This is a genomic window from Salinicoccus halitifaciens (genome assembly GCF_021026095.1).
In the GTDB taxonomy this organism is placed as follows: domain Bacteria; phylum Bacillota; class Bacilli; order Staphylococcales; family Salinicoccaceae; genus Lacicoccus; species Lacicoccus halitifaciens.
This window is the reverse complement of sequence record NZ_JAJNCU010000008.1, coordinates 25,166-50,868: the sequence shown is the minus strand read 5'-3', so window position 1 is coordinate 50,868 and position 25,703 is coordinate 25,166. Positions and strand designations below refer to the sequence as shown.

The window sequence follows — 25,703 nt, the reverse complement described above, 5'->3', positions numbered from 1 at the left end:
ATTTATATCTGGTCCGGATATTTGAATTTCAATGCTTCCAATATCGGACATGCCGGCAAAGGCATGCCCGGATCAAATCCAGTATAACATTTTGCAGTGCATGCGCACTGTCGACGCTTTTAATTTTACCATATCGCCATCCTTTTGATAATGTCTTAAATCTGTTTGCTTTACAGCCGTTTTTAAATTTCGGATAATACTATATAAGGAGTGAGAGAATGCCGGAACTTGAGATTGAATTTAAAAATTTGCTGAACGAAAACGAATATAGTACGCTGTATCATACTTTCTTTGAAAATACAGAAGGCCATTCGCTGGTCAACTATTACATAGATACCCCGGATCTTGAACTGAGGCGCAACATACTGCTGCTCAGGGTGCGCCTCACCTCCGGGAAGCAGGTCATGACACTGAAGGCGCCGACGATAAAAGGCGTGCTCGAGTTCCACGCGGAAGTGGATTATGACCTGGACAACATGAAACATATCGGTGAGGCGGAAATCCCGGAAGTCATCGCCCATGAAATCGAAAAGCGCGGCATCCGGGTGGAAGACTTGAGAATCTACGGGCGCCTCGCCACCGAACGCCGTGAAACGGAGTATAAGGGCGGGCTGCTCGTCCTTGATAAATGCGCATATCTCGACACGACCGACTATGAAATCGAATATGAAGTCAGCGATTACGATAAAGGTGAAACGATATTCAACCGGCTGATGGCAGAGCATGACATCGACCGCCGGGATGAAGTGACGAAAAGCGAACGTTTCTACCGTGTTTTAAGAAAAGAGAAGGATGATGCAAAATGGTGAAAAAGAACCCGCTCTCGAACCCATATAAAGCGATCGGCACGGAAAAGCTCTATGCCATGGTCGACCGCTTCTACTACTACGTCGAACGCGACGACCGCATCAACCACCTGTTCCCCGGTGATTTCAAGGAGACCGCCTTCAAGCAGAAATTATTCCAGGTGCAGTTCCTCGGCGGGCCGAACCTCTACATCCAGGAGTACGGCCATCCGATGATGAAGGCGCGCCATATGCCTTTCGTCATCACGCCCGCGGCCCGGGATGCGTGGCTTGAAAACATATACCAGGCCATGCTTGATGTGGAGATCCCTGAAGATTTGAGGGAATTTTTATTCAAAAGGTATACGATGACTGCCAACCATATGGTCAATACACCCGACTGAGTTTTCGTATTAGTGAGATTTAAGGAGGAGCTTAGATGGACCGTGTGATACACCAATGGCCGGCGGTTGAGCCGCTCGACCAGAAGGTTGAAATCTTCTACTTTTTCGACCCGTTTTCCGACGTCTGCCGCGAGATGGAACCCATCATCAATAAGCTGATTATTGAATACAGGGGATATGTCACCATCCAGAAAATACTCGCACCGTCGCTCACAGTTTTAACGAAGTGTCAGGCCCAGTCCACCTCTGATCAGGATAATCTTGCACTTGCCTACAAAGCTGCGGAAATACAAGGTCGAAATAAAGCCCGCGCATTCATGCGCTATATACTGAACCGCATCGTCCCGACGAAGAGCGTGTGCACATACGACCATATGCTGAAAAGTGCAGAGCTTGCCGGACTCGATGTACAGAGCTTCTTTGAGGAAATAAACTCCAGCAACGTCAAGAGCATGCTGAAGCGGGACCTTGCGGTGTACCGTGAAATGGACATCCAGGAACTCCCGGCGATGGTCTTCTTCAGCGGCGACATCCATGAGGAAGGCATCAAAGTCGAAGGGGCTTACCCCTACCACATATTCACTTACATCATCAATGAACTGCTTGAATTCGAAGTGGAGAAGAAACCGCTGCCCGGCATCTATGATTACATCGAATCATTTGAAGTCGTCAGCTTCCATGAGCTGAAGACCGTCTTCGAATGGCGCACAGGGCTGCTTCTGAACGAGCTGAAGAAGCTGAAGCTGAAGCGCCTGATTGAGGAGATCGAGATCGATGAGACCACCTACTACCAGATCCGCGGCGGTACCGAAGTATTGAGCGCCAATTGAATTACATTCTTATTAATCATTTTTTCTTGCAGGGTACATTTCGCACTCTGCAGGATTTTTTTATTCTGCTGGGATGGTATAGTGGATGATGAAGGAGGTGAGCCTTTTGCTGAAAGAATACTTATCCTCAATGAAGATATTTGAAGCGCTGGATGATGAAGAAATATCCGCCGTCGCGGGAATCGCCCATCACAGGAACGTCGAGAGGGGGTCTCATCTGTTCCATATGGGTGAGGAGATGGTCAACTTCTACTTCGTGGTGAGCGGAAATGTGAAGATATACCGGATTGATGAGGAGGGACGCGAGCAGATCATCAACTTCTTCGGTAAAGGTGAAATGTTCCCCCACCACGCGGTCTTCAGGAAGGACCCGTACCCCGCCAGTGCCGTCACGACTGAGGATTCCGAAGTGATCTTCATAAGCAAGAAGGATTTCGAAGACGTCATACGGCGCGAGCCCGAGATTGCGGTGAAGCTGTTTCATTACATAGGTGAACTCATCATCGACCTGCAGCACCGGCTCCAGGAGAAGATACTGAAGCCGACCGATGAACAGGTCCTCCTGCTGATCCGCAGGCTTGCATACGCACATGGGCTTGTACTTGACGACGGGCGGCGTGAAATTACTTTGAAACTGACGAAGCAGGAGATGGCGAGCATGATCGGGCTCACCCGCGAAACGGTGAGCCGCAACCTCTCCATATTCCGGAAGCTCGGCATACTGGAAATCGGCAGCACGGGCCTGATGATCGTCGATCTTGAAGAGCTGGAATCTTATCTTTAGGCTTTTAATACGAGACGCGCCGGGGCAGGCGCGTTTTTGTGGTTAACGGACCGTCCCAGGATGCGGGATGAGCTGTTGGGCGTTTAACGGACCGTCCCGGCGTACGCGATGAGCTGTTGGAGGCAATTTATCGGCCAAACCAATCTCCACTTGGCCGATGGCGGCGGTCTATCGGCCAAACCAACTCCCACTTGGCCGATGGGGGCAGTCTATCGGCCAAACCAACTCCCACTTGGCCGATGGGGGCAATCTATCGACCAAACCACACCCCACTTGGCCGATGGCGGCAATCTATCGACCAAACCAACTCCCACTTGGCCGATGGCGGCAATCTATCGGCCAAACCACACCCCACTTGGCCGATGGCGGCAGTCTATCGGCCAAACCAATCCCCACTTGGCCGATGGGAAGGGTCTATCGCGCAATCAGCGACCCCAGTGAGCGATGGGAGCCGTCTATCGCTCAAGCAGCGATCCCGGTGAGCGATGGGAGCCGTCTATCGCTCAAGCAGCGATCCCGGTGAGCGATGGAGACGATCCATCAGCAAAACGAAAAATCCCCGCACACCATCCAAGGTATGCGGGGTTTATTTCATGAAGTTTCGGAATCGTCGCCAAAGTACTGGCTCTGGTCGGTGAACAGGACGAGCAGTATATACATGATGATGCACAGTGTGAAGAAGGCAAAGCCCCAGCCGACGGTCTGCTGGTCGATTATCAGGTAGTTGTTGCATAATGTGCTTTCTGCGAATATATACAAGTACGCCATCACCGAGAATACCGTCATCAGCACCAGAAAGAGCATGACTTCGAAAGTTTTCGAGATCTTCTTCCAGCTGTCGCGGAGCGGCACGCCGGCAAGGAACGGCAGTGATATGAATTTCCACAGCTCCACATACCAGATTTCAAGTGCCTCATCCATCGCCCGCGGCATCATCCAGTAGACCACGATGACGAGGAAGATCACAACGCCCGGGAGGCCGGTTTTATTGAAACCGTCGAATATATGGCCGAATCGTTTCTGGAAGAATGGGGCCATCAGCAATCCGGAGACGAATAAAAGCATCATCTGCATATGCATGTGGAAGGCCATCACCGATTCGAGCAACTCCCGGACCGGGGGCAGCGCGAGGAACACGAGGAGCGCAAGGCCGTACCAGAACTGTTTCATCTCAGCCCCACCTCCCCGTCTGTTTCAACCGCTCGCACGACGGTTTCCGCAGCATGGTCGACATCGCGGTAATCGAGCACCTCGCCGAGCCTGCCGTCCGGCTCTATCAGATAAAACGATGTGTTGTGCTGATAATCCGTATCACCTTCCGGGATGACCGTGACTCCGTACATCTCAAGGATTCCGGACAAATCGTCCTCATCCGGCACACGGAGCATCCGCCACGTTTCGCCGTCCGCCTCGAAGTATCCGGCATAGCGGTCCAGCACTTCAACCGTATCCCTTTCCGTATCGAATGAGATGCTGAGGAACACCAAATCATCCTGATACTGCCCTGCATCGATCATATCGTAGATATATTTCATATTCGATGACATCTCAGGGCAAGCGGTGGCACATGAAGTGTAGATGAACGTCATCAGCATATGCTTACCTTCGAATTCATCGAAATTGTAGGCGCGTCCTTTATTGTCGACGACTTCAATGTTCGGAAATTCAGGCGGCCGCTCTTTCAGTTCATTCAGCCTCTGCTGCTCGATCGTGAATGCCGAGAAACCGCTTGTCGAGAAAAATATGAGGAGGCCGCCCAGGAATAAAATGACTCCGCTGATTATGAGTTCTTTTTTCATCCATCATGACCTCCCTTGATATTAATCATTAAAACGTCCGGATCGGCGGGGAGCCCGGCGGCGCATTGCCGATCAGATCGACAAGCGGCACGAGATAACCCATGGAGATGATCAGCACAGCAACGATGACCCAGAGTCCCCAATTTTCCGTCCATTTCGGTGTTTTATGCGCATCTTCCTCCTCCTCTTCGACGACCATGAACGGTGTATAGCCTTTCGGAGAGAGGAACATCAGGTGATAGACGATATAGACCATCAATACGACACCGGCAAAAAGTAGTATGCCTCCGGCCCCGACGAAAAGCAGGTACGGGTCCCATTCGAGCGCCGTGGCATTGCCGCCGTAAGTCGTGTATTCCGTACGGCGCGGGGAGCCGATCAGACCGACGTAGGACATCGACAGTGTCATGAACAGCATGCCGACAGTCCAGAGCATCGTCTGCCAGATGCCGAGGTTATGGATCTTTTTGGTCAGCACCCTGCCCGACAGATGCGGGATGAGCCAGTAAACCAGGCCGAAGAATGTCAGCACGACCGCGACACCGACGGTTACATGGAAGTGCCCGACCACCCACAGGGTGTTGTGGACGACCTGGTTCAGCTGGTTGTTGGTCTGCGCGATCCCGCCGGCACCGCCGAAGATGAATGAAATCATCGCAAGCATGATGGTGAGGAACCGCACGTCATGCCACGGCAGTGTCCAGAACCAGCCGAGCAGGCCTTTACCGCCGCGACGGCGGCCCGTCCGTTCAAGCATGGCGAACAATGCGAAAGCAGTCAGAAGCGACGGTACGGCGATCGCAAGGCTCATGAACAGATGCATGAACTTCAATCCTTCCGAGAAGCCCGGATCCACGATCTGATGGTGGAAACCGCCGGGCACGTTCAGGACGACGATCAGTATGACGACGGCCCTCGCGAGCGAATCGCTGAACAGCTTGCCGCCGATGACTTTCGGTGTGACCATGTACCATGCCGAGACCGCGACCAGGTACCAGACGTTGACGAGTGTATGACCGAATGCCCAGAATAAAGTACGCGTCAGCATGACATTTATTGTATCGATCCAGCCGAACGTCCATGGGATGATGTAGAACACTTCCGCCGCGACGAACAACGTCGCAAAAGTTATGAGGATATATACGCCGACCGCGAAGAATGCGAACAGCGGCAGGTGCTTACCCTTATTCCGCCGCTTCCAGCGGAATGCGCTGATGAACACGCCGAGGCCTGAGAGCCAGATGTTCAGTACGACGAAGACCAGTCCGATATAGAACCACGGATTTGCAGCCATCGGTGCATAAAACGTGTACAGCACCGTCGCTTCACCCGCGAGCACCATGATGGTGACGAGGAGTGCACCGAACATGAACAGCCCGTATGCGACCCACCCCATCATCCGTATGCCCCTGGTCAGTCCGCCGAGGACATAGTCCGTCGCCGACCATAAGTAGCCGTTCATGAAAAGCGTCGTGAAAGCGAGTATCAGGAAAATTCCGTGAAGCGTCAGCACTTCGTAGTAGTTGATGCCGCCGACGATTTCAAGTACACCGGCACGGTTCAGCCCCTGGATGAGGCCGAGGAATCCCCCGACTAGGAGGAGCACGAAAGCTGTTGCGAAGTTCGTCAATGCAAGCTTGTTTGCTGTGACGATTTTAAGTGGTCTATTCATTCTCTTCACTCCTCCACCGTGATCGTTGCGGACATCGTCTGGTGGCCGACGCCGCAGTATTCGTTGCATACCATGATGTACTCGCCCGCTTCGTGGAATGTCTGTGTGATCTCCTGGATATACCCCGGCACGACCATCGTGTTCAAGTTCGTATGCGGCACATTGACACCATGCACGACATCTTTCGTCGCCATCCTGAATGTCACTTCCGCACCTTCCGGCACCGTGATTTCACCGGGCTCGAATTGGAACGCCTGCAACGTCATGATTACCTCATACTGGTTCTCCCCCGTCTCATAAACACCGGGCTCGGAGAATTCCGGATGTTCCTCGACCGTCTGGGGATCGATGTGTTCCTGGTGTGAAGGCGGCGCCATGCCGAGTGCGAAAGCCTGGTAGCCTGTGATGCCCATCGCGATGATGATGATGCCGATTGCGATGATCATCCATATTTCTTCCATCCTGTTCATTTTCATGTTTTGTAAACCCCTTTCCCATCCTTTTTAAAAGCGCATGATGAATAAAACGAGCAGTACACCGGTCCACAGGACGATCGATCCGCCCACGAAGAATATTGTGGAGAACAGTGTGCCCTTCAGGGACAACTGCTCCTCCGTGCTTCTTTCAACCGGCTTTTCCTCTTCTCTCAGTCTCTTTTTCATGGATATCCCTCCCGTCGATTCATTTCCGTTCTTTGATCTGATTCAAGTATATAACCAATACGGGAGCGCCATTGTGATCCTGGTCACATCATGAAGGGATTTTTCAGGAGTTTTATAACTGAATTTTCAGTTAAATGAAGGCATAAAAAAAGCAGCACACCTTCTATAGTGTGCTGCTCAAACAAAGGGGATGGGAGAAATTTTTCACTGTTTTAACAAAGGGGTATGTTTTTCAGTGATAAAATTTTCATGTATAAAATATAACATCCCGCAAGGCTTCAAGCAACATTTTGAACAGCTTTTCACAATTTGTTCATAATGTAAACGTATTCACATACTTACTTGTCTATAAATTATAGACAAGTAGTGATTTTAGCCTGTTTTACGCCTCTTCCAGCAGTTTTTCAAATTCGTCCAGCTGGCTTTCAAAGACTTTCATCGCGTTTGAAATCGGCTCAGGAGTTGTCATATCGACGCCTGCATTCTTCAGAATCTCGATTGGATAATTCGAGGAGCCTTTCTTCAGGAATTCGTTGATGTAACGGTCCCGCACGTCTTCCCCGCCTTCAAGCACCTGCTTCGACAGCGTCGCCGCCGCAGCATAGCCCGTGGCGTACTGGTAGACGTAATAATTCATATAGAAGTGCGGGATGCGCGCCCACTCGACTTCGATATGCTCATCGTAATCCACGGCCGGCCCGTAATACTTCTTGTTCAGTTCCCCGTACACTTCACTCAGCTTTGATGCCGTGAGTGGCACGCCGCTTTCTTTCAATGTGTGGATTTCATGTTCGAATTCCGCGAACATCGTCTGGCGGAACACGGTGCCCCTGAAACCTTCGAGCTGCTCGTTCAAGAGGTACAGCTTCTTCTTCGTGTCATCCAGGTTTTCATACATATAGTCCGCAAGCAGCGCCTCATTGAATGTGCTCGCAACTTCGGCGACGAAGATCGAATAGCCCGCCTGGTTTGAAGTCTGGTGCTTCCGGCTGTAGTAGCTGTGGACCGAATGACCGAACTCATGCGCAAGCGTGAACAGGTTGTCCACGTTGTCCTGCCAGTTCATCAGAATAAAAGGATTGGTGCCGTAAGTGCCGGAGGAATACGCGCCGCTGCGCTTCCCTTTATTCTCGTAGACGTCCACCCAGCGGTTGTTCAGGCCTTCATCGAGTATGGACAGATAGTCCTCACCCATCGGGGAGAGCCCGGATTTCAGCCAGTCCTTCGCCTCTTCGTAAGTCACTTCAAAATCCACGTCCCCGACGAGCGGTGTGTAGATGTCGTACATCTTCAATTCATCGAGCCCGAGGACCTTTTTGCGCAGTTCAGTGTAGCGGTGCAGCAGGTGCAGATTGTCATTGACCGTCTCCACAAGCTGGTCGTACACACTTTCAGGGATGTGGTTGTTCGACAGCGCCTGGTGGCGGCTCGACTCGTAGCCCCTCACGTTCGCACTGAAGATGTGTGTGTTGACGACGCCGGAGAGTGTCTGGCTCAAGGTGTTCTTATATGCCTCATATGCCGTATACAAATTTTCGTAGGCAGATTTTCTGAGGGTGCGGTCTGTTGATTTCAACAGATCCACATACGTCCCCTGCGTGAGCGTGTGGGTATTGCCTTCGGAGTCGACTGCCGGTTCGAATTCAAGGTCTGCGTTGTTGAACATGCCGAATACCGATGACGGCGTCGACATGACCTCCCCCGCCTGGGCGATCAGCTTCTCCTCTTTATCGCTCAAGACATGAGGGCGTTCATTGTTCAGTATTTCAAGGTCGAACTTGAACTCTTTCAGGCGCTCGTCTTCCATGTATGCCTTTAAAGTCTCTTCGTCGAGCTTCAATATTTCAGGGACAAGGAAGCTCCATGCCGAGTTGAATTTCACCGCAAGCGTGCGGGCACGGCTTTCCAGTGCACTGTAAGTATCATTCGATGTATCCTGGTCATGTTTCAGATGCGCATAGACGAACAGCCGGCCGAGTCGTTCACCGAGCGCGCGTTCCGTCTCGAGCGCTTCCAGCAGCGATTCCGCTGAATTTATATTGCCTTTGAATTTCTCTTCATCGCCGAGATGTGCCTCAAGCTTTTCATACTCTGCCTCGAACGCCTCATCGCTTTCGAAGATCGTCGTGAGATCCCAAGTATTTTCAAGCTTCTGCTCATCTCTTGTAATAAGTTCCGCCATGTAAACCCCTCCAAATGTTTGATAGTCCAATTTTCTCAATTCTTATTGGAAATTTCAAGTTTCGAACCTTTATGTGAATTATATAACATTAAATAGTCTTTGATCAGATCTTTCGCAAGCTGCGCCTTTGCGGGCGCACCGTAAATCTGCCTGGCCTTCAGCATCTCCTTGAACAGCTCCATATTGAACGTCCCCCGGTCAAGGTGGTAGTAAATGAACAGCTTCCACTCGAGCGGCGGGTTCATGATCAGGCGCTCGGCCGGCGTTGTATATTTCAAATACCCGGGCAGCGTTTCGACAGTGAGGCCTGTATGATAGAGGAAAGTCAACGTCAGGTTCTGCACCGTGCGCCTGCTGCGCTCCCGGCTGACGATGGCTTCAAGTTCATGGTTGGAAAGCCTGTGCGGAACGAGATTCTCCACCGGGATACGTCCGGCCAGCGATTTCACATCCAGCCGCTCTTTTTTGAAATAAAACCTGTCTCCGCCTGCGTGGTGGCGGATATGCAGAATGAACACCTGCTTCGATTTCATGTCGATCGTGAATAGCTTCCCTTCCTTCTGTGTCGAAAGCTGGAAATGTGTCGGCCGGATGTAAGGGCCGGCCCTCCTGATTGCGGCATCATCAAGCAGCCAGATCACATCGATGCCGATCGAGGCATATCCTTCGGTTCGGTCGATGATCAGCTGCGGGGAAATTGTGGACAGCTGGATTTCGAGTGCGAGACTTTTCCCGATCAGAAGATCCGCAATCTGCTCTATGTCCCGAAGGTAATATTCCATAGCAACCGGGTAATGCGGCGAGAGTGCAAGATAAAGATCATGTTTCAGTTCGAGATGCTCCACCGACTCCCTCTTGTAGAGGTACCTCATGCAGTCGAGTATATGATGGTGCGAAAAATGCGCAGTCTTCACCGGGCCCTGCTTCAAAGTGACACGTGAATCACAGACCGGACAGAAATATTGCCGGCCCTTTTCGGCGTTTTCGGCAAGCACCTGGCCGCCGTTTTCATCTACAGCTAATATCAAAATAAAAACCCCCTTTCCTATATATGCCGGAAAAGGGGGTTTTTCATTTATTTTATTGTCAGATAAATTATTTTTCCTGAAAAAATCTTCTTACTTGTGCGCGTACGTTATGACTCATGATGATTTCACCATATTCTTCAATCAATGCCGGCGCGACTTCCGCCGGATTGCTGTACTCTGTCAATGATGCCATCACGCCCTGGACTTCGTCCCTCGTCAGGCGGTGGTCGAAAATGATTTCATAGTAGTACTCACCGCTGTATACATGCAGCAGATCTTCATACACTGTCTCATCCTGTTCGATCTGGTGAGCATATTCGATCAATGTTTCAAAATCATCAAACTTCACCATAGCGGATTCCACTACAGGCTCACGCTTTTCTGTCCCGGTGGCGCCTTCGACCGCATCGTTTAAGAATGATTCAATGTCGTTATCATTAATGTTCATGTTGGATTGGTCCATAGCATAATCTTCCTCACCGTTTTGAGATTTTGATACAATCACTTCTATGCCCCGGTCATATGCATGAACCTGAATCCACAGCGGACCTTCCATTCCAAAGCCTTCCCCGTGCTCCACATTGACTTCATCCATTACAGACCAGAAAAACTCTTCGCCGCGCTTCCTGTTCATCCAGAGTTCATCTCTGTCAAAACCCCGCTTCTCGATGTCGGCGTAAGTCATAAAGAATTTTATCGTCGATTCGTTGACACGTTCTATCCTCATTGATTTCACTTCCTCTCACAAGAGACTTATTACTTATAGTATACCTTCATTTACGAAAATAAAACAAATACATTGTTTCGTTCAATAAAGTATAGTCAAAAAGCCTGTGGATTTCAAGAAATCCGCAGGCTCGTGTAGAATATATCAGTTTATATAAGGGGGGAACAAACTGAATTTAAAAGTTATTGAATGGTTGATTACATCTCTGCAAGTCTTTTTGCTTCAAGAAGATGGAAGTTTCTCACTTTACGTGGAAGGAAACGACGGATCTCATCTTCGTTATAACCAACCTGCAGACGTTTTTCGTCCATTATGATCGGCCTTCTCAAAAGACCTGGATTTTCCATGATTAATGTGTATAATTCTTTCATAGGTAAAGATTCGATATCCACATTCAACTTTTGAAAAGTTTTTGAACGGGTTGAGATGATTTCATCCGTGCCATCTTCAGTCATTCTTAAGATTGCCTTGACCTCTTCCAGAGTCAGCGGCTCGGAGAATATATTTCTTTCAGTATAAGGAATTTCATTTTCTTGCAACCACGCTTTAGCTTTCCGGCAAGACGTGCAACTTGGAGAAGTAAACAGTGTTACCATACAACTCACACTCCAATACTCAATAGATTTGTATCATTAGTATACCCCATGTGGGACACTTTGTAACCATCCTCAGGGATGATTCGAGTGCTTCTACTAACTTACAAATCATATTATATAGGTCGAACATTAAAATAAAATGAGAAAACGTTAATAATCACACAAAAATTTAGAAAATTTTATTTTTGTCAAATTTGACAGAAATGCGACTGTATTGCAGTTATCGGTGTTTTTTATTATCATTGCAGTAATGGATCAGATTGATTAGTCAATAAGGAAGGTAGCTAAAATGAAAACATTATTCTCAGGCGTACAACCGAGCGGCATACCGACGATCGGAAATTACTTAGGTGCATACAAGCAGTTCACCGAACTCCAGCATGAATACGACTCCTACTTCTGCATCGTCGACCAGCACGCGATCACCGTGCCGCAGGACAGGTTGAAATTAAGGGAGAACACCAAGACACTCGCAGCGATTTACCTCGCATCAGGCCTCGATCCGGATAAGATCACTCTTTTCGTCCAGAGTGAGGTTTCCGCACATGCGAAAGCCGCATGGATGCTGCAGTGCGTCACTTATATCGGCGAACTCGAGCGCATGACGCAGTACAAGGATAAGGCCAGGAAACAGAGCGCCAAGGAAGGCATTAATGCCGGGCTCCTCACCTACCCGACCCTGATGGCTGCAGATATTCTGCTTTACGGTGCAAGCATCGTGCCGGTCGGCGACGACCAGAACCAGCATCTGGAGCTTACGCGCACATTGGCCGAGCGATTCAACAACCGCTACAACGATATTTTCACGGTTCCGGAAGTGAAGCTCCCTGAAGTCGGCGGCAGAATCATGAGCCTGAACGAACCGACGAAGAAGATGAGCAAAAGTGATGATAATGCGAAATCATACATCTCACTCCTCGACAATCCGAAGACCGCTGCGAAGAAAATCCGCAGTGCCGTCACCGATTCCGGCTCGGAAATCATTTTCGACAAGGAAAACAAGCCGGGGATTTCAAACCTCCTTGTGATTTACAGCGGCCTGACCGGCAGGAGCATCAAGGATCTCGAAGCCGAGTTTGAAGGCAGAAGCTACGGTGAATTCAAGACCGCCCTCGGCGAAGTGGTCGAGTCGTTCCTGACCGACTTCCAGGAACGCGTCAATGAATACGTCGAATCCGGACGCATCGACGACATCCTGGATGAAGGACGCGAGCGCGCGTCGCGGAAAGCCGATAAGATGGTCGAAAAGATGGAGCGCGCGATGGGGCTCGGCAGGAAGAAAAGATAAGTTTCTACTATATTATATATGTGGGGGCCGCACACCGGATGGTGTGCGGTTTTTTATGCGTTGTGGGAGTGTGATGCTGGTTAACGGACCGTCCAGGGATGTGCGATGAGCTGTTGGGGGTTCTATCGGCCAAACCAGCTATCACTTGGCTGATAGGGTCGGTCTACCGGTCAAACCAGCTATCACTTGGCCGATAGGGTCGGTCTACCGGCCAAACCAGCGCACACTTGGCCGATAGGGTCGGTCTACCGGCCAAACCAGCGCACACTTGGCCGATAGGGGCAGTCTATCGGCCGAACCAGCGCACACTTGGCCGATAGGGGCAACCTACCGGCCAAACCACGCACTCAGTGAGCGATGGGGCACTTTATTCACCCAAATAAAAAACCTCCTCCCGCAAAAACGGGAGGAGGCCCTCATCTATCAATCAATTACTCGTACTTTTTGAAAAGCAGTGATGCGTTGTGGCCGCCGAAGCCTAGGTTGTTGCTCAGTGCGTATTTGAAGTCGCCTTCCGCGACACCGTCCGGTAAGTAGTTCAGATCACATTCCGGATCCGGGTTGCGCAGGTTGATCGTCGGGTGCACTTTGCCGTGCTGCAGGCTCAGTGACGAGATGATCGCTTCGACTGCGCCGGTTGCACCGAGCAGGTGGCCGGTCATGGATTTAGTCGAGTTGACGAGCAGCTTGTGCGCATGATCGCCGAACACCGTCTTCAATGCCAGTGTCTCGTAAAGGTCATTGTACGCCGTGCTTGTACCGTGGGCGTTGACGTAGTCGACCTCTTCAGGCTCGACGCCTGCATCTTTCAGTGCTTCCTGTATCGCACGGGCACCGCCTTCGCCGTTTTCAGCCGGTGCGGTGATGTGGTATGCATCTCCCGTCATGCCGTAGCCGACGATTTCTGCATAGATGTTTGCACCGCGTGCGAGTGCGTGCTCCAATTCTTCAATCACAACAACGCCTGCACCTTCGCCCATGACGAAACCGTCACGGTCTTTTGAGAAAGGTACGGATGCGTTATCCCGGTCTTCTGAAGTGGAGAGCGCCCTGCTCGACTGGAATCCAGCCATGCCCATTTCAGTGATCGGCGCTTCTGTACCGCCTGTGATCATTGCGTCGGCCTGGCCGCGCTCAATGATTTTAAAAGCATCGCCGATCGAGTTCGTGCCTGTGGCACAAGCCGTCACCGTTGCACCGTTCGGGCCTTTTGCACCGTGGCGGATGGATACCTGGCCGCTTGCCATATCCGGTATCATCATCGGTACGAAGAACGGGCTCACCCTTCTTGGTCCTCTTTCGTACAATACTTTAAAACCGTCCTGCAGAGCCTGGATGCCGCCGATGCCGGATCCGATCCATACACCGATGCGTTCTGCATTCTCATCATTTATTTCAAGTCCGGAATCCTTGACCGCTTCGTCGGATGCCACGACCGCATACTGTGTGAAGCGGTCCATCCTCCTGGATTCTTTTTTATCGATGTAATCCTCGATATTGAAATCCTTCAACTCACCGGCAACATGAACGTTGAACTCACTGTTGTCGAATCGGGTGAGCTTATCAATCCCGTTAACACCTTTCAGTGCATTTTCCCATGTCTCTTTTGCTGTATTTCCAATCGGCGTCAACGCACCGATACCTGTTATTACGACTCTTCGCTTAGTCATGTGTCTCCTCCTTATTCTTACCCCAAGTTAAGCAAATTGCCCCCCATGTCAGTCCGCCGCCAAAACCGACCAGCACGAGGTTGTCTCCTGCCTTTATTTTACCATTTTTCAGCTCATGTTGAATACTGAGAGGTATGGAAGCTGCAGAAGTATTTCCATATTTATCTATTGTACAGCTCATCCGCTCTTTCGGCATCTTCATCCGTTCCCTTGCAGCGTCCATGATGCGGATGTTTGCCTGATGCGGTACGAGCATATCGATGTCTTCATTCGTAAAGCCTGCTTTTTCGGTGACGTTCACGCTGGATTCGCCCATCTGGCGCACCGCGAACTTGAACACTTCACGGCCGTTCATGCGCAGCTTACCGTCATCCTTATGGTCGTAAAGATACTGTCCGCCGCTGCCTTTGCTGCCGAGTTCAAAGGACTTGATGCCAAATCCTTCAGCCACTTCGCCCAGTACGGCAGCACCTGCCCCGTCACCGAAGAGGACTGCCGTCGAACGGTCCGTGAAATCCGTGATTTTAGAGAGTTTATCGACGCCTACCACCAGTACGTTCTTATAAGTGCCTGCCTGGATGAACTGGCTCGCCGTCACCATGCTGTAAATGAACCCGGTGCATGCTGCCAGCTGATCCATGGACGGTACATTGTTCAATCCGAGCCTGTCCTGGATGATATTGGCAACTGCCGGGAAACGGTGGTCGCCTGTGGATGTCGCGACGATGACCAGGTCTATGTCCTCTTTGCCGACGCCGGAATCTTCAAGTGCACGTTCTGCCGCAATCACCGCCATATCGGAAGTGTCCATATCATCTTCAGCAAACCTGCGCTCTTTTATGCCGGTCATTTCAGTAATCCATTCATCTGAAGTATCCAGAATTTTTTCGAAATCAAAGTTCGTGAACACTTTATCAGGGACATAAGTGCCCAGTCCCAACACGCCTACATTCTTCATTTGACCACACCTTATTTATAATCTCATATTATCACTAGGTACTAATTTATCATAAATTCACATTTTCCACAATAAAAAAAGCACCCACATTTCTGTGGATGCTCATGTATTCCGTTATTCAGAGAGACCTACCTGGTACAGTCCGCCACTGGATTTAGGGTTGAAGCCTTCAGGATCATGTCCGAATTCTTCACTCCAGCCGACGACGTTTTCACGTACAGGTGTGACATATGCACGGTAAAGTGTCGGTGCAACCGGGATTTCCTCGACCATCAGTTCCTGCCACTCGTGGTAAATTTCTGTACGGGTATCAGTATCGAGTGCTTCCTCGGAGTTGCCTCTTTCAATCAGCTCAGTGCTCTCCTCAGTTTCGTAACGTGGATAGTTGAATGGTGCCTCAGGGCCGTACAGGCCGGCAGGATCAACATCCGTTCCTACGCCCCATGCACCCTGGTAGATATCGATTGCAGGGTCGTCATTTTCAACCATGTCATAGAATGTGTTGAACTCGATCAGGCGGCCGTTCGTTTTGACAACATTCAGGCCGACTTCTCTCCATGACTGGATGTAGTAGTTTGCGAGCGGTTCAGCAACGTCGCCGCCGCTCATTGATGCCATCTGGATTTCAAGCGGCTCGCCGTTTGGATCTTCGCGGAGTCCGTCGCCATCGACATCTTCATAACCTGCTTCATCGAGAATCCGCTCCGCTTCTTCCGGATCATATTCAGGCACGTCGAGATCGTCCTTATGGAATGCTGCATGATATGGCGTGATCAGTGAAGTCGCTTTCCAGCGCAGACCGTTGTAGAACTGCTCGCCGACTGCGTCATTGTCCATTGCATGCCACATTGCGCGGCGGAGTTCAACATCGCCCATCTTCATATCTTCAGGCATGTAGTTCACCCTGTTTTCTTCTGCATCCCATTCACCGAGTTTGAACCCGATGTAAGTGTAAGCTGCATCAAGCTGTGCCAGCCATTCCACACCGTCCATATCCGCAACATCCGGATACTGGTCAGTCGGGAATGAAAGTGCCACATCGATATTGCCGGATTCCACAGCATTGGCAATTGATGAAGGTGGAACAACTTCTACATTGATGCCGTCCAGTTGAGGCTCGCCTCTCCAGTAATCTTCAAACTTCGTCAGGACAATCGCCTCACCCGGTGTGATGGATTCGACCTGGTATGCACCGATTCCGATCGGGTTTTCACGTGTCTGCTCTGCGTTTGGCATATCCGCCACTTCCACACCTTCATAGTGATGTTCCGGGAATGCATAGAACCAGAAACCACCGTTTGTCAGTGAAGGTGCAAGTTCTGTATAAGTGAATACCGCCGTCTGATCGTCGATGATCTCGATGCCCGAGATTTCATCCGCTTCACCGGCTTTGTATTCGTTGTAGCCTTCGATCAGTGTGAAGCCGTCCGTCGTACCGCGGACACCTTCATAATCCGGGTGACCGATCACTTCATAGGAAGCGACATAGTCGGAGATCTTCAAAGGCTCCCCGTCATGCCATGTCACGCCGTCGCGCACTGTGAATGTGACTGTATTGTCCTCTTCGTTCATCTCGTATGTGATCGCGCCGTCATTCGTCGCAATCTGGTTCTCATCGAATGTGAAGACCGACTCGTCAAAGAACTCGATCATTTCAGCATCCGGTGCACCTGAGTAGAATGCCCAGTTCAATGTACCTTCAAAAGGTGTATCGGAACTGTAACCGACGTTAAGCGTACCTTCCCCTGTCGGTTCGGAATCATTGGATACAACCTGTGGGAAATCTTCATAGTTGTAGACCTGGCTGCCGTCCGCCGATCCTTCATCCGCAGACTCACCGTCCTCCCCTTCTTCAGTTCCTTCTTCAGCACCCTCTTCGGTGCCTTCTTCAGTCGATGTATCAGAGTCCCCGGAATCTTCCCCCGAGTCCCCTCCGTTGCCGCAGGCCGCAAGAGCCAGGACGAAAACCAGCATCGTTAGAAACATTAATCTTGACCACGAAAGTTTCGCCATCATATTTCCTCCCCATTATAAGATTAAACTGAATATATACTAAAAGTTCAGTCCCCTGAATCTCAGTACCAGAAATCGGTTAATAATTTCATGTTGATTTTCTGATTATGAAACCTTTGTAAAAATAATGTTATCACAATTATCTGAAAAAACAATATGCCATTCACCATTTTTGCCTTATAAATATAATATTACACCATTATGTAGGCGGTCATTTATGCCATTGGCAAGCATGACCATCCGGATGCGATCTAAATTTTTGTAAAATTATATTTGTGCACCGTGATTGATTGAATTCAGATTTTTTGAACTTTCAGTGGATACAGCTTATAACCATTATAAATTGTTATAATTTGTATGTAAAGCGCTTTCAATGTTTTTACTTAAATAATTTTCAAAATAATGGAACATCCGGCATGATGCGGAAAATGGCGGGAAGCCGCCGCCATTTCCCAATTGATCAGGCCTGCCTCTGCCTTGCATCCCCTGCACGTCTCAGTGCTTCACCGATGTTGCGTACGCACAGCATCAGCAGCAAAATCATCAGTGCCGCAGGCAGCCAGATCCACCATCTGTTCTGCAGTGTCTGCGTCTGCGTGGCATAGGCGAGCAGTGTGCCGAGCGATGGATAGTCTTCCGGGAAGCCGAAGCCGAGGAACGACAGACCCGATTCGATGCCGATGTTTGCTGCAAGTGATAGCGTGGCGTTCACGATGATGATCCCCACCAGGTTAGGCATGAGCTGGCTGAAGATGATTTTGACAGGTGAACTGCCGAGCGTCTTCGATGCATTGATGTAATCCAATTCCTTTTCCTGCAGTGCCAGTGAACGGATCAGCCTTGCCGTACCCATCCACAGGAATGCCGCCATGATCGCACTGAACGTCCAGATGTCATAGGACGGCACGATCGTGACAAATACGATGACGATCATCAGGAACGGCAGTACCAGGAAGAAGTCGACGACACGCATCAGGGCGTTGTCGAGCTGGCCGCCGAAGTATCCTGAAACGAGGCCGTAGACGATCCCGAAGCCGACGCTCATGAGTGTCACGAGGAATCCTATGGCAAGCGAGTTCCTGGTGCCGATGATCAGCTGTCCGAATATATCACGGCCGCCGTAGTCGGTCCCCAGCCTGAATTCTTCATTCGGCGGCTGGTTGATTGCAAACAGGTCGACGAATACGATCTGCGCCTGGTCGAGGAACATCGTCAGGCCGAATACATAAGCCGTGATTGCAGTGAACAGGATCAGTGAAAATAGAGCGAGCTTGTCCGCTATCATCTCCTGGACAATCACTTTCCATCCGGGCGTACTCTTCGGCAGCGTCTTGTAATCCAGACCACCGTGATCCCCCGCGCCCGGCGGCATATCGGATTTCATATGCGTCGACATTTCCGTTCCGCCGTATATCCTGTCATCCCGTCTGTTTCCATAAGGATCGGCGCTGCCCGAATCGCGGCTCGTGCTCTGTTCGGCACTGGCCGCACGGTTCCTCCGGGCATCCTCTTTGCGAGATGCTTCAGTCTGAGCTTCGTGTTCTTCTTTATTCAAATCTTGATCTTTCCGACTCATTTTACATCCCCCTCCCTACTTAATCCTGATCCTTGGATCGACGATGCTCAAAATGATATCAGACAGCAATGCACCGAGGATTGTCAAAAATCCGTAAAATAAGATCAATACGTTTGCGACACTGAAGTCACGCGTCGATATCGACTCGAGGAACAATGCGCCCATTCCCGGATACGCATAGACCCACTCGATGAAGATCGAACCCCCGAGCAGTCCGACGAGTTCATACCCGAAAAATGCAGCGATCGGGATGATGGCATTCCTGAAAATGTGCTTCAGGTACAATGCAGTCGATTTCACGCCTTTGGCGCGGGCGAGCATGACATAGTCCTTCTGCTGCGCTTCGATGACGCCGCTTCTGAGATACTGCACGGTGCCGACGAGGCCGATCAGGGCGATCGAGAAGCTCGGCAGTATCAGGTGGTTTATTTTGCTGAGTATATAATCGATGGAGCCGGGTTCAAGCCCCGCCCCGACGCTGCCATTGGTCGGAAACACCCCGAAATGGTAGCCGAAGATCCACAGCAGCACGAGGCCGAAGACGAACGTCGGCGTCGCGAAGCCCAAATATGTGTAGCCTGTGATCACGGAATCCAGAAGGGAGTCTTTGTAGCGGCCGGAAATGAGGCCGAGAGGAATCCCGATCAGATAGATGATGATCACAGAGAACAATGACAGCCAGACCGTGTTCATCAGACGGTCGCCGATGACATCGAGCACCGGCCGCTGGTGGAAGATCGAGTTGCCGAAATCCCCCTGGAACATCGCTACGACCCAGTCCCTGTATTGTATGTACCATGGGTTATCAAGCCCGAGTGCTTCCCGGCGCGCCTGGATGGCCTCTGCAGGAATTGATGGATCGATCAGTCCGGACAATGCATCTCCCGGCATCAGCGAGCCCAGGAAAAAGACAAGGATGCTCAGCAGGACGAGCTGCGGAAAAGTGATCAGTAATCTTCTCAAAGTAAATTTAATCATGGCTCATCAACCTTTCACCGGCAACGCAACTTTATGCGTTTCGGAAATTGCCCTAAGCGGAAAAACACGGCCGTCTTCATCCAGATATTCGGCGAAATGCTGGTCGTACTCCTCTTTGATCTGCCTGCGGAGCTGCATGTTACGCTCCACCTTGTCAACATTCGTATCTGGAATCGCGGCGATCAGGCGCTTGGTGTAAATGTGCTGCGGATTGTTGAATATCTCTTCGGCGGTGCCCTCCTCGACGAGGCGCCCCTGGTACATGATGCCGATATGCTGGCACATATGCCGCACAACCCCGAGGTCATGTGCAATAAAGAGCATCGTCAAATCCATGTCCTGCTGGATCTCCTGCATGAAGTTCAGTACCTGTGCCTGGACGGAGACGTCGAGCGCCGATACGGGCTCATCGGCGATGATCAGTTTCGGGTTCAGTGCAATCGCACGTGCGACCCCGATTCTCTGGCGCTGGCCGCCCGAGAACTCATGCGGGAATTTATACAGCGATCCCGGCGGGAGCCCCACCCTGTCCAGCAGCTTCAGCACTTCTTCAATCAAATCGCTCTTCGATAATTTCCCATAGTTCTTCAAGGGCTCGGCGACGATGTCGAACACCCGCTTCCGCACATTCAATGAAGAGTACGGATCCTGGAATATCATCTGTATGTCCCTGTGGACCCCGATTTTCTTCCCCTTGCCGCTCAATTTCTCCCCCTGGAAATAAATATCCCCTTCAGTGATTTCGTTCAGCCCCATTACGGCCTTGCCCGTCGTCGTCTTGCCCGATCCGGACTCGCCGACCAGTCCATAAGTCGTTCCTCTTGGTATTGCGATGCTTACCCCGTCGACGGCTTTCACATAATCCTTCACCGTGTTGAAGAAGCCGCCCTTGATCGGGAAATGCACTTTCAAATCATTGATTTCCAGCAGATTGCCGTTCATCGTCCGACGCCCCCTTCTTCCATCTGATGTGCTTCGACCCGTTTCTCCATCTCCCCGTGGTCCATGGACGTATCAAGGTAGAAATCCTGATAGCATGTGCACCTCACGAGGTGCCCGGGCTCGACTTCACGGAGTTTCGGCTGATGTTCATGCGCTTCCTCCGGTATCCACGGGATCCTCGGTGCAAATCTGCAGCCGTCCCGGTCCATCTTGTTCAGCGCCGGAACCACCCCCTGGATCACATGCAGCTTGCTGCCGAGCTGTTCTTCCGACGGCAGCGAGTTCAACAGCGAGCGTGTGTACGGATGTTTCGGGTTCTTGAACAGTTCCCTCACAGGCGCGACTTCCACGATCTGCCCGGCATACATCACTGCAACCCTGTCCGCCATTTCAGCGACGACGCCGAGGTCGTGGGTGATGAGCAAAACACCGGAGCCGAGGTCATCCTGCAGTTCGCGGATCAAATCCAGTATCTGTGCCTGGATCGTCACATCGAGTGCCGTCGTCGGTTCATCCGCGATGAGGAGCTTCGGCCGGTTGGCGATGGCGATGGCGATCACCACACGCTGGCGCATCCCGCCTGAAAGTTCATGCGGATAGTTTTCAGCGACCCTCTCCGGGCGCGGGATGCCGACTTTTTCCAATAGTTCGATCGTGTACGGCTCTCGCTCGCTTTTCCTGACCGTGCCGTGGATCTTCAGCGTCTCCTGGATCTGATGCTTGATCTTCATCAACGGGTTCAGTGCGGTCATGGGATCCTGGAAAATCATCGCAATATCCCCGCCGCGGATTTTGTTCATCTGGCGCTCATTGTTTTTCAGTATATCTTTTCCCTGGAATAAAACCTCCCCGGTCACCCGGGCATGGCGGTGCAGCCCCATCAGGGAAAAGGCTGTCGCACTTTTTCCCGATCCGGATTCCCCGACAAGCGCGAGCACTTCATTTTCCCTGATCCTTATGCTGACATCATCCACGGCCGGATAATATTCGCCATCTATTTTGAATGAAGTCGTTAAATTGTTCGCTTCCAACAGATATTCAGACATTCCTCATCCCTCTTTCAACATTACTTGGTTCGGGCATTTAAAAATTGGAATATTCCAATAATTTCCCCTGTATTATTTTACAGTATTTCATACTTGAACACACCCTTATCCCGCATTTCACAATGTTCCTGGAACTATGTGATTTTGGAATTGGCCGATTATTCTAAAATCATCTGGTTTATGTATAGCATAGTGGTTCGAATCCATATTTTCAACGCCGCCCGCTGGCGCTGTTTGTATATACATCCGACTCCAATATACACCACCGTATATTTATTTTCAATCTCTTATTCACGCTGGAAGTTCAGCTGTTGAAAACGGTTGCATGAATACGCCTGTATTTCAACGTTTCACAAAGATATTGTGAAATTAATATTTATCTGAAGTTTTTACATTGCGGCATGTATACTTTTCAGCCGTTTTATATTATGATATAAACTAGCTAAATATGTTTAGGAGTTGTCACTTCCATGAAATATATCGTTACATTCGTCTGGGCACTCATGCTGACACAAATGATCAACTTCATACTGAACAGTCTTGCCGGCGGCGGCCCGTACAGCTTCATGAGCGGAATCCTGCTTGCCGTACTGATCACATTGACTGTCTTCATACTTGATTTCATGATGAAAGACCCCAACGAGACTGCTGAATGACAGCAGTGGATGATCCCCTGCCCTCTTCGGCAGGGGATTTTATTTAAAAATAAACTAAACAGAGGTTGAACATGACAAACATTCTGCCGGCGGTACGTTCACTTAAAGATTTCGAGAAACTCATAGACAGTCCCTACAAGGAGCTCGTGCTGCTCGACATCCATATCGGCCATCTTGAAAGCCATATGAAGACGATGCATGACCACGGCTTCAAAGTATACATCCATCTGGACCTGATCAGAGGGCTTTCCGTCAGCACCGAAGCGCTTGAATTCATCCAGCAGAAATTCAAGCCGTACGGCATCATCACCACCCGTGGGAAGATGATCAGCAAGGCGAAATCACTTAAGATGAAGACGATACTACGCGTATTCCTGATCGATTCCGCTTCGGTTGAAAAAAGCATCGATCTGATCAGACAGACGGAGCCCGATCTGATAGAGGTTCTCCCCGGCACCGTACCGAAGATGATCCATTTCTTCAGCAATGTACAAAATGTCGACGTAATTGCAGGCGGACTGATAGAAACCACCCAGGAAGTGGAGCATGCCCTCCAGGCAGGTGCGAAGTTTGTGACGACATCGAAAAAGGATCTCTGGTTCAGGTAAGCTCGGGTTTGACATTTTACGGCAGCGAGGTTATATTTTAAACAAGTTAATAGTTACGGAGAAGCAGAGCCCGCATTTATAGTGTTCCTACTATAAGTGCGGGCTTTTTTAGTAACTGTTGGCAAAAACAAAGGGGGAAAAGTAATGAATGTTTATGTTGCAGAGTTTGTCGGCACCGCGATACTGATACTGTTCGGGGCCGGCGTGGTTGCGAACGTCAATCTGAAGGGGTCGCTTGCCAAAGGCGCGGGATGGGTCGTCGTCGCATTCGGATGGGGGTTTGCGGTGACGTTCGCCATCTACGCCGTCGGCCAGTTTTCCGGTGCGCACATCAATCCGGCCGTCACGCTCGGATTTGCATTTGCAGGAGAGTTCCCATGGGCGGATGTCGTGCCTTACATCATCGCACAGGTGCTCGGGGCCATGCTCGGGGCGTTCCTTGTATGGCTGCACTTCATGCCGCATTTCAAGGCTGAGGAGGACGAAGGGACGAAGCTTGGCGTCTACGCGACCGGGCCGGCCTACCCGAACTACGTTGCGAACTTCGCGAGTGAGATGATCGGTACGTTCATCCTGATACTCGGACTTTTATTCATCGGGGCGAATGATTTCACGGACGGTCTGAATCCGTTGATCGTCGGCTTCCTGATCACCGCGATCGGCCTGTCGCTCGGCGGCACGACCGGATATGCGATCAATCCGGCACGTGATTTCGGCCCGAGGCTTGCGCATTTCCTTATGCCGATACCGGGCAAGGGCGCCTCGAACTTCAAGTATGCACCCGTACCGATACTCGGACCGCTTTCCGGAGGTGCACTCGGGGCTGCGGTGTACAATTCGGTGTTCCTGAACGCGACGGACATGTACCTGTTCATCGCCATCGTCTTCGTGATTGCAGTATTGGCATTGGGGGTATTCTTAAATAAGTCGGTTTTGAAGGAAGAGACATCAAAATTAATGTAATGATTACAAGGGGGATTTAAAGATGGAAAAATATATCATGTCCATAGACCAGGGTACGACAAGTTCAAGAGCGATCCTTTTCAATAAAAAATCCGAAATCGTGGCGACGCATCAGCGTGAGTTCAAGCAGTACTTCCCTCAGTCGGGCTGGGTGGAGCATAACGCCAATGAAATCTGGAGCTCGGTGCTCGCCTGTGTGGCAGGCGTTTTGACGGAGAACGACATCAAGCCGGAGCAGGTGGAAGCCATCGGCATCACGAACCAGCGTGAAACGACGGTCGTCTGGGATAAGAACACCGGCCGGCCGATCCATAATGCCATCGTCTGGCAGTCGCGCCAGACGATGGATATATGCGATGAGATGAAAGCCCGGGACCTTGAGCCTATGTTCAAGGACCGGACCGGGCTGCTGCTCGACCCGTATTTCTCGGGCACCAAAGTGAAATGGATCCTCGATAATGTCGAGGGCGCCCGGGAGAAGGCCGAGAGCGGCGATCTTCTCTTCGGCACGATCGATTCATGGCTGATATGGCGCTTCACCGAAGGCGTCCATGTCACGGACTATACGAATGCAAGCCGTACACTGATGTACAACATCCACGATTTGAAATGGGATCCGGAGCTTCTCGAGCATCTGACGGTGCCGGAGTCCATGCTGCCGGAAGTGAAATCGTCGAGTGAGGTATACGGCGAGACGACGAAGGCGCATTTCTTCGGTTATAACGTACCGATCGCAGGCATCGCCGGCGACCAGCAGGCGGCCCTGTTCGGACAGCTGTGCCACAGCAAAGGCGAGACCAAAAACACATACGGCACGGGCTGTTTCATGCTCATGAACACGGGGACCGAAGCGAAAAAGAGTGAAAACGGGCTGTTGACCACGATCGCCTACGGCATCGACGGTGAAGTCCACTATGCGCTTGAAGGTTCGATATTCGTCGCCGGAAGCGCCATCCAGTGGCTGCGGGACGGCCTCAGGATGTTCAGCGATTCCGCACAGACGGAGGAATATGCCACGCGCGTCGATGATTCCGGCGGCGTATATGTCGTCCCTGCATTCACAGGGCTCGGCGCGCCATACTGGGATTCAGAGGCCCGCGGTGCGATATTCGGCCTGTCGCGCGGTACTGAAAAGGAACATTTCATCCGCGCGACACTCGAGTCGCTCGCCTATCAGACAAAGGACGTGCTCGATGCCATGCAGAAAGATGCTGACACAAGCCTCGACCTGCTCAGGGTCGACGGCGGCGCCGCGGCGAATGATTTCCTGATGCAGTTCCAGTCCGATCTGCTCGGCACACGGGTGGAACGTCCAGAAATCCTCGAAACGACGGCGCTCGGCTCCGCTTATCTTGCGGGGCTCGCCACAGGTTTCTGGTCTTCGGTCGATGAGATCGAGCAGGTCAGCGAGACGGATTCCGTATTCGAACCTGAAATGGAAAAAGAAAAAGTCGATGAATTATACGGCGGCTGGCAGGCTGCGGTCAAGGCGACACAGGCCTTCAAGCCGAAGCAGCCCGCCGATGATGAATAGAT

25 protein-coding genes are annotated in these 25,703 nt (G+C 50.9%); 9 read left to right on the top strand and 16 right to left on the bottom strand.

Annotation, left to right across the window (positions count from 1 at the left end; all coding sequences use genetic code 11):
* The first annotated feature begins 218 nt into the window (after positions 1-218).
* The 4 genes from LPW40_RS11785 (at position 219) to LPW40_RS11770 (ending at position 2,803) form a co-directional block, all read left to right on the top strand.
* Positions 219-809, top strand: a complete 591-nt coding sequence (locus LPW40_RS11785; RefSeq protein WP_230822451.1) for a CYTH domain-containing protein — start codon at positions 219-221, stop codon at positions 807-809.
* Entirely contained in the window at positions 803-1,189 is a 387-nt protein-coding gene (locus tag LPW40_RS11780; protein WP_230822450.1) for a globin domain-containing protein, read from the top strand. The genes LPW40_RS11785 and LPW40_RS11780 overlap by 7 nt, the downstream gene beginning before the upstream one ends.
* A gap of 35 nt (positions 1,190-1,224) precedes the next feature.
* Positions 1,225-2,019, top strand: a complete 795-nt coding sequence (locus LPW40_RS11775) for a DsbA family protein (protein WP_230822449.1) — start codon at positions 1,225-1,227, stop codon at positions 2,017-2,019.
* A 106-nt stretch (positions 2,020-2,125) separates the two neighbouring features.
* Positions 2,126-2,803 carry a Crp/Fnr family transcriptional regulator gene (locus LPW40_RS11770; protein WP_230822448.1) on the top strand — a complete coding sequence of 226 codons (678 nt, stop codon included), beginning with the start codon at positions 2,126-2,128 and terminating at the stop codon, positions 2,801-2,803.
* A 591-nt stretch (positions 2,804-3,394) separates the two neighbouring features.
* On the opposite strand, the gene LPW40_RS11765 is transcribed toward LPW40_RS11770, so the two are convergent.
* From LPW40_RS11765 to spxA, 9 genes are all read right to left on the bottom strand, one after another.
* On the bottom strand, positions 3,395-3,973 hold the full coding sequence (locus LPW40_RS11765) for a hypothetical protein (RefSeq protein ID WP_230822447.1): 579 nt from the start codon (positions 3,971-3,973) through the stop codon (positions 3,395-3,397).
* Complete coding sequence (locus LPW40_RS11760) at positions 3,970-4,602, bottom strand: SCO family protein (RefSeq protein WP_230822446.1); 633 nt, start codon at positions 4,600-4,602, stop codon at positions 3,970-3,972. The genes LPW40_RS11765 and LPW40_RS11760 overlap by 4 nt, the downstream gene beginning before the upstream one ends.
* A gap of 28 nt (positions 4,603-4,630) precedes the next feature.
* Entirely contained in the window at positions 4,631-6,274 is a 1,644-nt protein-coding gene (locus LPW40_RS11755) for a cbb3-type cytochrome c oxidase subunit I (protein WP_230822445.1), read from the bottom strand.
* 5 nt (positions 6,275-6,279) lie between these two features.
* Positions 6,280-6,750, bottom strand: a complete 471-nt coding sequence (locus tag LPW40_RS11750; protein WP_230822444.1) for a cytochrome c oxidase subunit II — start codon at positions 6,748-6,750, stop codon at positions 6,280-6,282.
* 27 nt (positions 6,751-6,777) lie between these two features.
* Positions 6,778-6,936 carry a hypothetical protein gene (locus LPW40_RS11745; protein WP_230822443.1) on the bottom strand — a complete coding sequence of 53 codons (159 nt, stop codon included), beginning with the start codon at positions 6,934-6,936 and terminating at the stop codon, positions 6,778-6,780.
* Positions 6,937-7,318: 382 nt separating this feature from the next.
* Positions 7,319-9,118, bottom strand: a complete 1,800-nt coding sequence (gene pepF / locus LPW40_RS11740) for an oligoendopeptidase F (RefSeq protein ID WP_230822442.1) — start codon at positions 9,116-9,118, stop codon at positions 7,319-7,321.
* Positions 9,119-9,153: 35 nt separating this feature from the next.
* Positions 9,154-10,146, bottom strand: coding sequence for a competence protein CoiA (locus LPW40_RS11735; RefSeq protein WP_230822441.1), 993 nt, complete (start codon positions 10,144-10,146; stop codon positions 9,154-9,156).
* A gap of 67 nt (positions 10,147-10,213) precedes the next feature.
* Entirely contained in the window at positions 10,214-10,873 is a 660-nt protein-coding gene (locus LPW40_RS11730; RefSeq protein ID WP_230822440.1) for an adaptor protein MecA, read from the bottom strand.
* 197 nt (positions 10,874-11,070) lie between these two features.
* Entirely contained in the window at positions 11,071-11,469 is a 399-nt protein-coding gene (gene spxA, locus LPW40_RS11725; RefSeq protein ID WP_097042729.1) for a transcriptional regulator SpxA, read from the bottom strand.
* 289 nt (positions 11,470-11,758) lie between these two features.
* On the opposite strand from spxA, the gene trpS reads away from it, so the two are divergent.
* Positions 11,759-12,757 carry a tryptophan--tRNA ligase gene (trpS, locus tag LPW40_RS11720; RefSeq protein WP_230822439.1) on the top strand — a complete coding sequence of 333 codons (999 nt, stop codon included), beginning with the start codon at positions 11,759-11,761 and terminating at the stop codon, positions 12,755-12,757.
* Positions 12,758-13,188: 431 nt separating this feature from the next.
* On the opposite strand, the gene fabF is transcribed toward trpS, so the two are convergent.
* From fabF to LPW40_RS11685, 7 genes are all read right to left on the bottom strand, one after another.
* Positions 13,189-14,427, bottom strand: a complete 1,239-nt coding sequence (gene fabF / locus LPW40_RS11715; protein WP_230822438.1) for a beta-ketoacyl-ACP synthase II — start codon at positions 14,425-14,427, stop codon at positions 13,189-13,191.
* Positions 14,420-15,385, bottom strand: a complete 966-nt coding sequence (locus tag LPW40_RS11710; protein ID WP_230822437.1) for a beta-ketoacyl-ACP synthase III — start codon at positions 15,383-15,385, stop codon at positions 14,420-14,422. The genes fabF and LPW40_RS11710 overlap by 8 nt, the downstream gene beginning before the upstream one ends.
* Before the next feature lie 114 nt (positions 15,386-15,499).
* Positions 15,500-17,398, bottom strand: coding sequence for an oligopeptide ABC transporter substrate-binding protein (locus tag LPW40_RS11705; RefSeq protein WP_230822436.1), 1,899 nt, complete (start codon positions 17,396-17,398; stop codon positions 15,500-15,502).
* A gap of 460 nt (positions 17,399-17,858) precedes the next feature.
* Entirely contained in the window at positions 17,859-18,770 is a 912-nt protein-coding gene (locus LPW40_RS11700) for an ABC transporter permease (RefSeq protein WP_413776011.1), read from the bottom strand.
* A gap of 219 nt (positions 18,771-18,989) precedes the next feature.
* Complete coding sequence (locus tag LPW40_RS11695; protein ID WP_230822434.1) at positions 18,990-19,952, bottom strand: ABC transporter permease; 963 nt, start codon at positions 19,950-19,952, stop codon at positions 18,990-18,992.
* Between the two features lie 6 nt (positions 19,953-19,958).
* Positions 19,959-20,894, bottom strand: coding sequence for an ATP-binding cassette domain-containing protein (locus LPW40_RS11690; protein ID WP_230822433.1), 936 nt, complete (start codon positions 20,892-20,894; stop codon positions 19,959-19,961).
* Positions 20,891-21,940, bottom strand: coding sequence for an ABC transporter ATP-binding protein (locus LPW40_RS11685; protein WP_230822432.1), 1,050 nt, complete (start codon positions 21,938-21,940; stop codon positions 20,891-20,893). The genes LPW40_RS11690 and LPW40_RS11685 overlap by 4 nt, the downstream gene beginning before the upstream one ends.
* 470 nt (positions 21,941-22,410) lie before the next feature.
* On the opposite strand from LPW40_RS11685, the gene LPW40_RS11680 reads away from it, so the two are divergent.
* From LPW40_RS11680 to glpK, 4 genes are all read left to right on the top strand, one after another.
* Positions 22,411-22,596: a DUF2929 family protein gene (locus LPW40_RS11680; RefSeq protein WP_230822431.1), complete on the top strand. Its 186-nt coding sequence runs from the start codon at positions 22,411-22,413 to the stop codon at positions 22,594-22,596.
* Positions 22,597-22,667: 71 nt separating this feature from the next.
* Positions 22,668-23,204 carry a glycerol-3-phosphate responsive antiterminator gene (locus LPW40_RS11675; RefSeq protein ID WP_413776009.1) on the top strand — a complete coding sequence of 179 codons (537 nt, stop codon included), beginning with the start codon at positions 22,668-22,670 and terminating at the stop codon, positions 23,202-23,204.
* A 144-nt stretch (positions 23,205-23,348) separates the two neighbouring features.
* Positions 23,349-24,167: an MIP/aquaporin family protein gene (locus tag LPW40_RS11670; RefSeq protein ID WP_230822429.1), complete on the top strand. Its 819-nt coding sequence runs from the start codon at positions 23,349-23,351 to the stop codon at positions 24,165-24,167.
* Between the two features lie 22 nt (positions 24,168-24,189).
* A complete protein-coding gene (gene glpK, locus LPW40_RS11665; RefSeq protein ID WP_230822428.1) occupies positions 24,190-25,701 on the top strand; it encodes a glycerol kinase GlpK in 1,512 nt (503 codons plus the stop codon).
* The last annotated feature ends 2 nt before the right edge of the window (positions 25,702-25,703 follow it).

Bases quoted from the DNA above. Each gene is read 5' to 3' on its own strand.
- LPW40_RS11765 (WP_230822447.1), bottom strand. From the start codon at position 3,973: ATGAAACAGTTCTGGTACGGCCTTGCGCTCCTCGTGTTCCTCGCGCTG.
- LPW40_RS11710 (WP_230822437.1), bottom strand. From the start codon at position 15,385: ATGAAGAATGTAGGCGTGTTGGGACTGGGCACTTATGTCCCTGATAAA.
- LPW40_RS11750 (WP_230822444.1), bottom strand. From the start codon at position 6,750: ATGAAAATGAACAGGATGGAAGAAATATGGATGATCATCGCAATCGGC.
- pepF (WP_230822442.1), bottom strand. From the start codon at position 9,118: ATGGCGGAACTTATTACAAGAGATGAGCAGAAGCTTGAAAATACTTGG.
- LPW40_RS11700 (WP_413776011.1), bottom strand. From the start codon at position 18,770: ATGCCGCCGGGCGCGGGGGATCACGGTGGTCTGGATTACAAGACGCTG.
- trpS (WP_230822439.1), top strand. From the start codon at position 11,759: ATGAAAACATTATTCTCAGGCGTACAACCGAGCGGCATACCGACGATC.
- LPW40_RS11760 (WP_230822446.1), bottom strand. From the start codon at position 4,602: ATGAAAAAAGAACTCATAATCAGCGGAGTCATTTTATTCCTGGGCGGC.
- spxA (WP_097042729.1), bottom strand. From the start codon at position 11,469: ATGGTAACACTGTTTACTTCTCCAAGTTGCACGTCTTGCCGGAAAGCT.
- LPW40_RS11695 (WP_230822434.1), bottom strand. From the start codon at position 19,952: ATGATTAAATTTACTTTGAGAAGATTACTGATCACTTTTCCGCAGCTC.
- LPW40_RS11675 (WP_413776009.1), top strand. From the start codon at position 22,668: ATGACAAACATTCTGCCGGCGGTACGTTCACTTAAAGATTTCGAGAAA.
- LPW40_RS11685 (WP_230822432.1), bottom strand. From the start codon at position 21,940: ATGTCTGAATATCTGTTGGAAGCGAACAATTTAACGACTTCATTCAAA.
- glpK (WP_230822428.1), top strand. From the start codon at position 24,190: ATGGAAAAATATATCATGTCCATAGACCAGGGTACGACAAGTTCAAGA.
- LPW40_RS11730 (WP_230822440.1), bottom strand. From the start codon at position 10,873: ATGAGGATAGAACGTGTCAACGAATCGACGATAAAATTCTTTATGACT.
- LPW40_RS11690 (WP_230822433.1), bottom strand. From the start codon at position 20,894: ATGAACGGCAATCTGCTGGAAATCAATGATTTGAAAGTGCATTTCCCG.
- LPW40_RS11680 (WP_230822431.1), top strand. From the start codon at position 22,411: ATGAAATATATCGTTACATTCGTCTGGGCACTCATGCTGACACAAATG.
- LPW40_RS11775 (WP_230822449.1), top strand. From the start codon at position 1,225: ATGGACCGTGTGATACACCAATGGCCGGCGGTTGAGCCGCTCGACCAG.
- LPW40_RS11785 (WP_230822451.1), top strand. From the start codon at position 219: ATGCCGGAACTTGAGATTGAATTTAAAAATTTGCTGAACGAAAACGAA.
- LPW40_RS11705 (WP_230822436.1), bottom strand. From the start codon at position 17,398: ATGGCGAAACTTTCGTGGTCAAGATTAATGTTTCTAACGATGCTGGTT.
- LPW40_RS11780 (WP_230822450.1), top strand. From the start codon at position 803: ATGGTGAAAAAGAACCCGCTCTCGAACCCATATAAAGCGATCGGCACG.
- LPW40_RS11755 (WP_230822445.1), bottom strand. From the start codon at position 6,274: ATGAATAGACCACTTAAAATCGTCACAGCAAACAAGCTTGCATTGACG.
- LPW40_RS11745 (WP_230822443.1), bottom strand. From the start codon at position 6,936: ATGAAAAAGAGACTGAGAGAAGAGGAAAAGCCGGTTGAAAGAAGCACG.
- LPW40_RS11670 (WP_230822429.1), top strand. From the start codon at position 23,349: ATGAATGTTTATGTTGCAGAGTTTGTCGGCACCGCGATACTGATACTG.
- fabF (WP_230822438.1), bottom strand. From the start codon at position 14,427: ATGACTAAGCGAAGAGTCGTAATAACAGGTATCGGTGCGTTGACGCCG.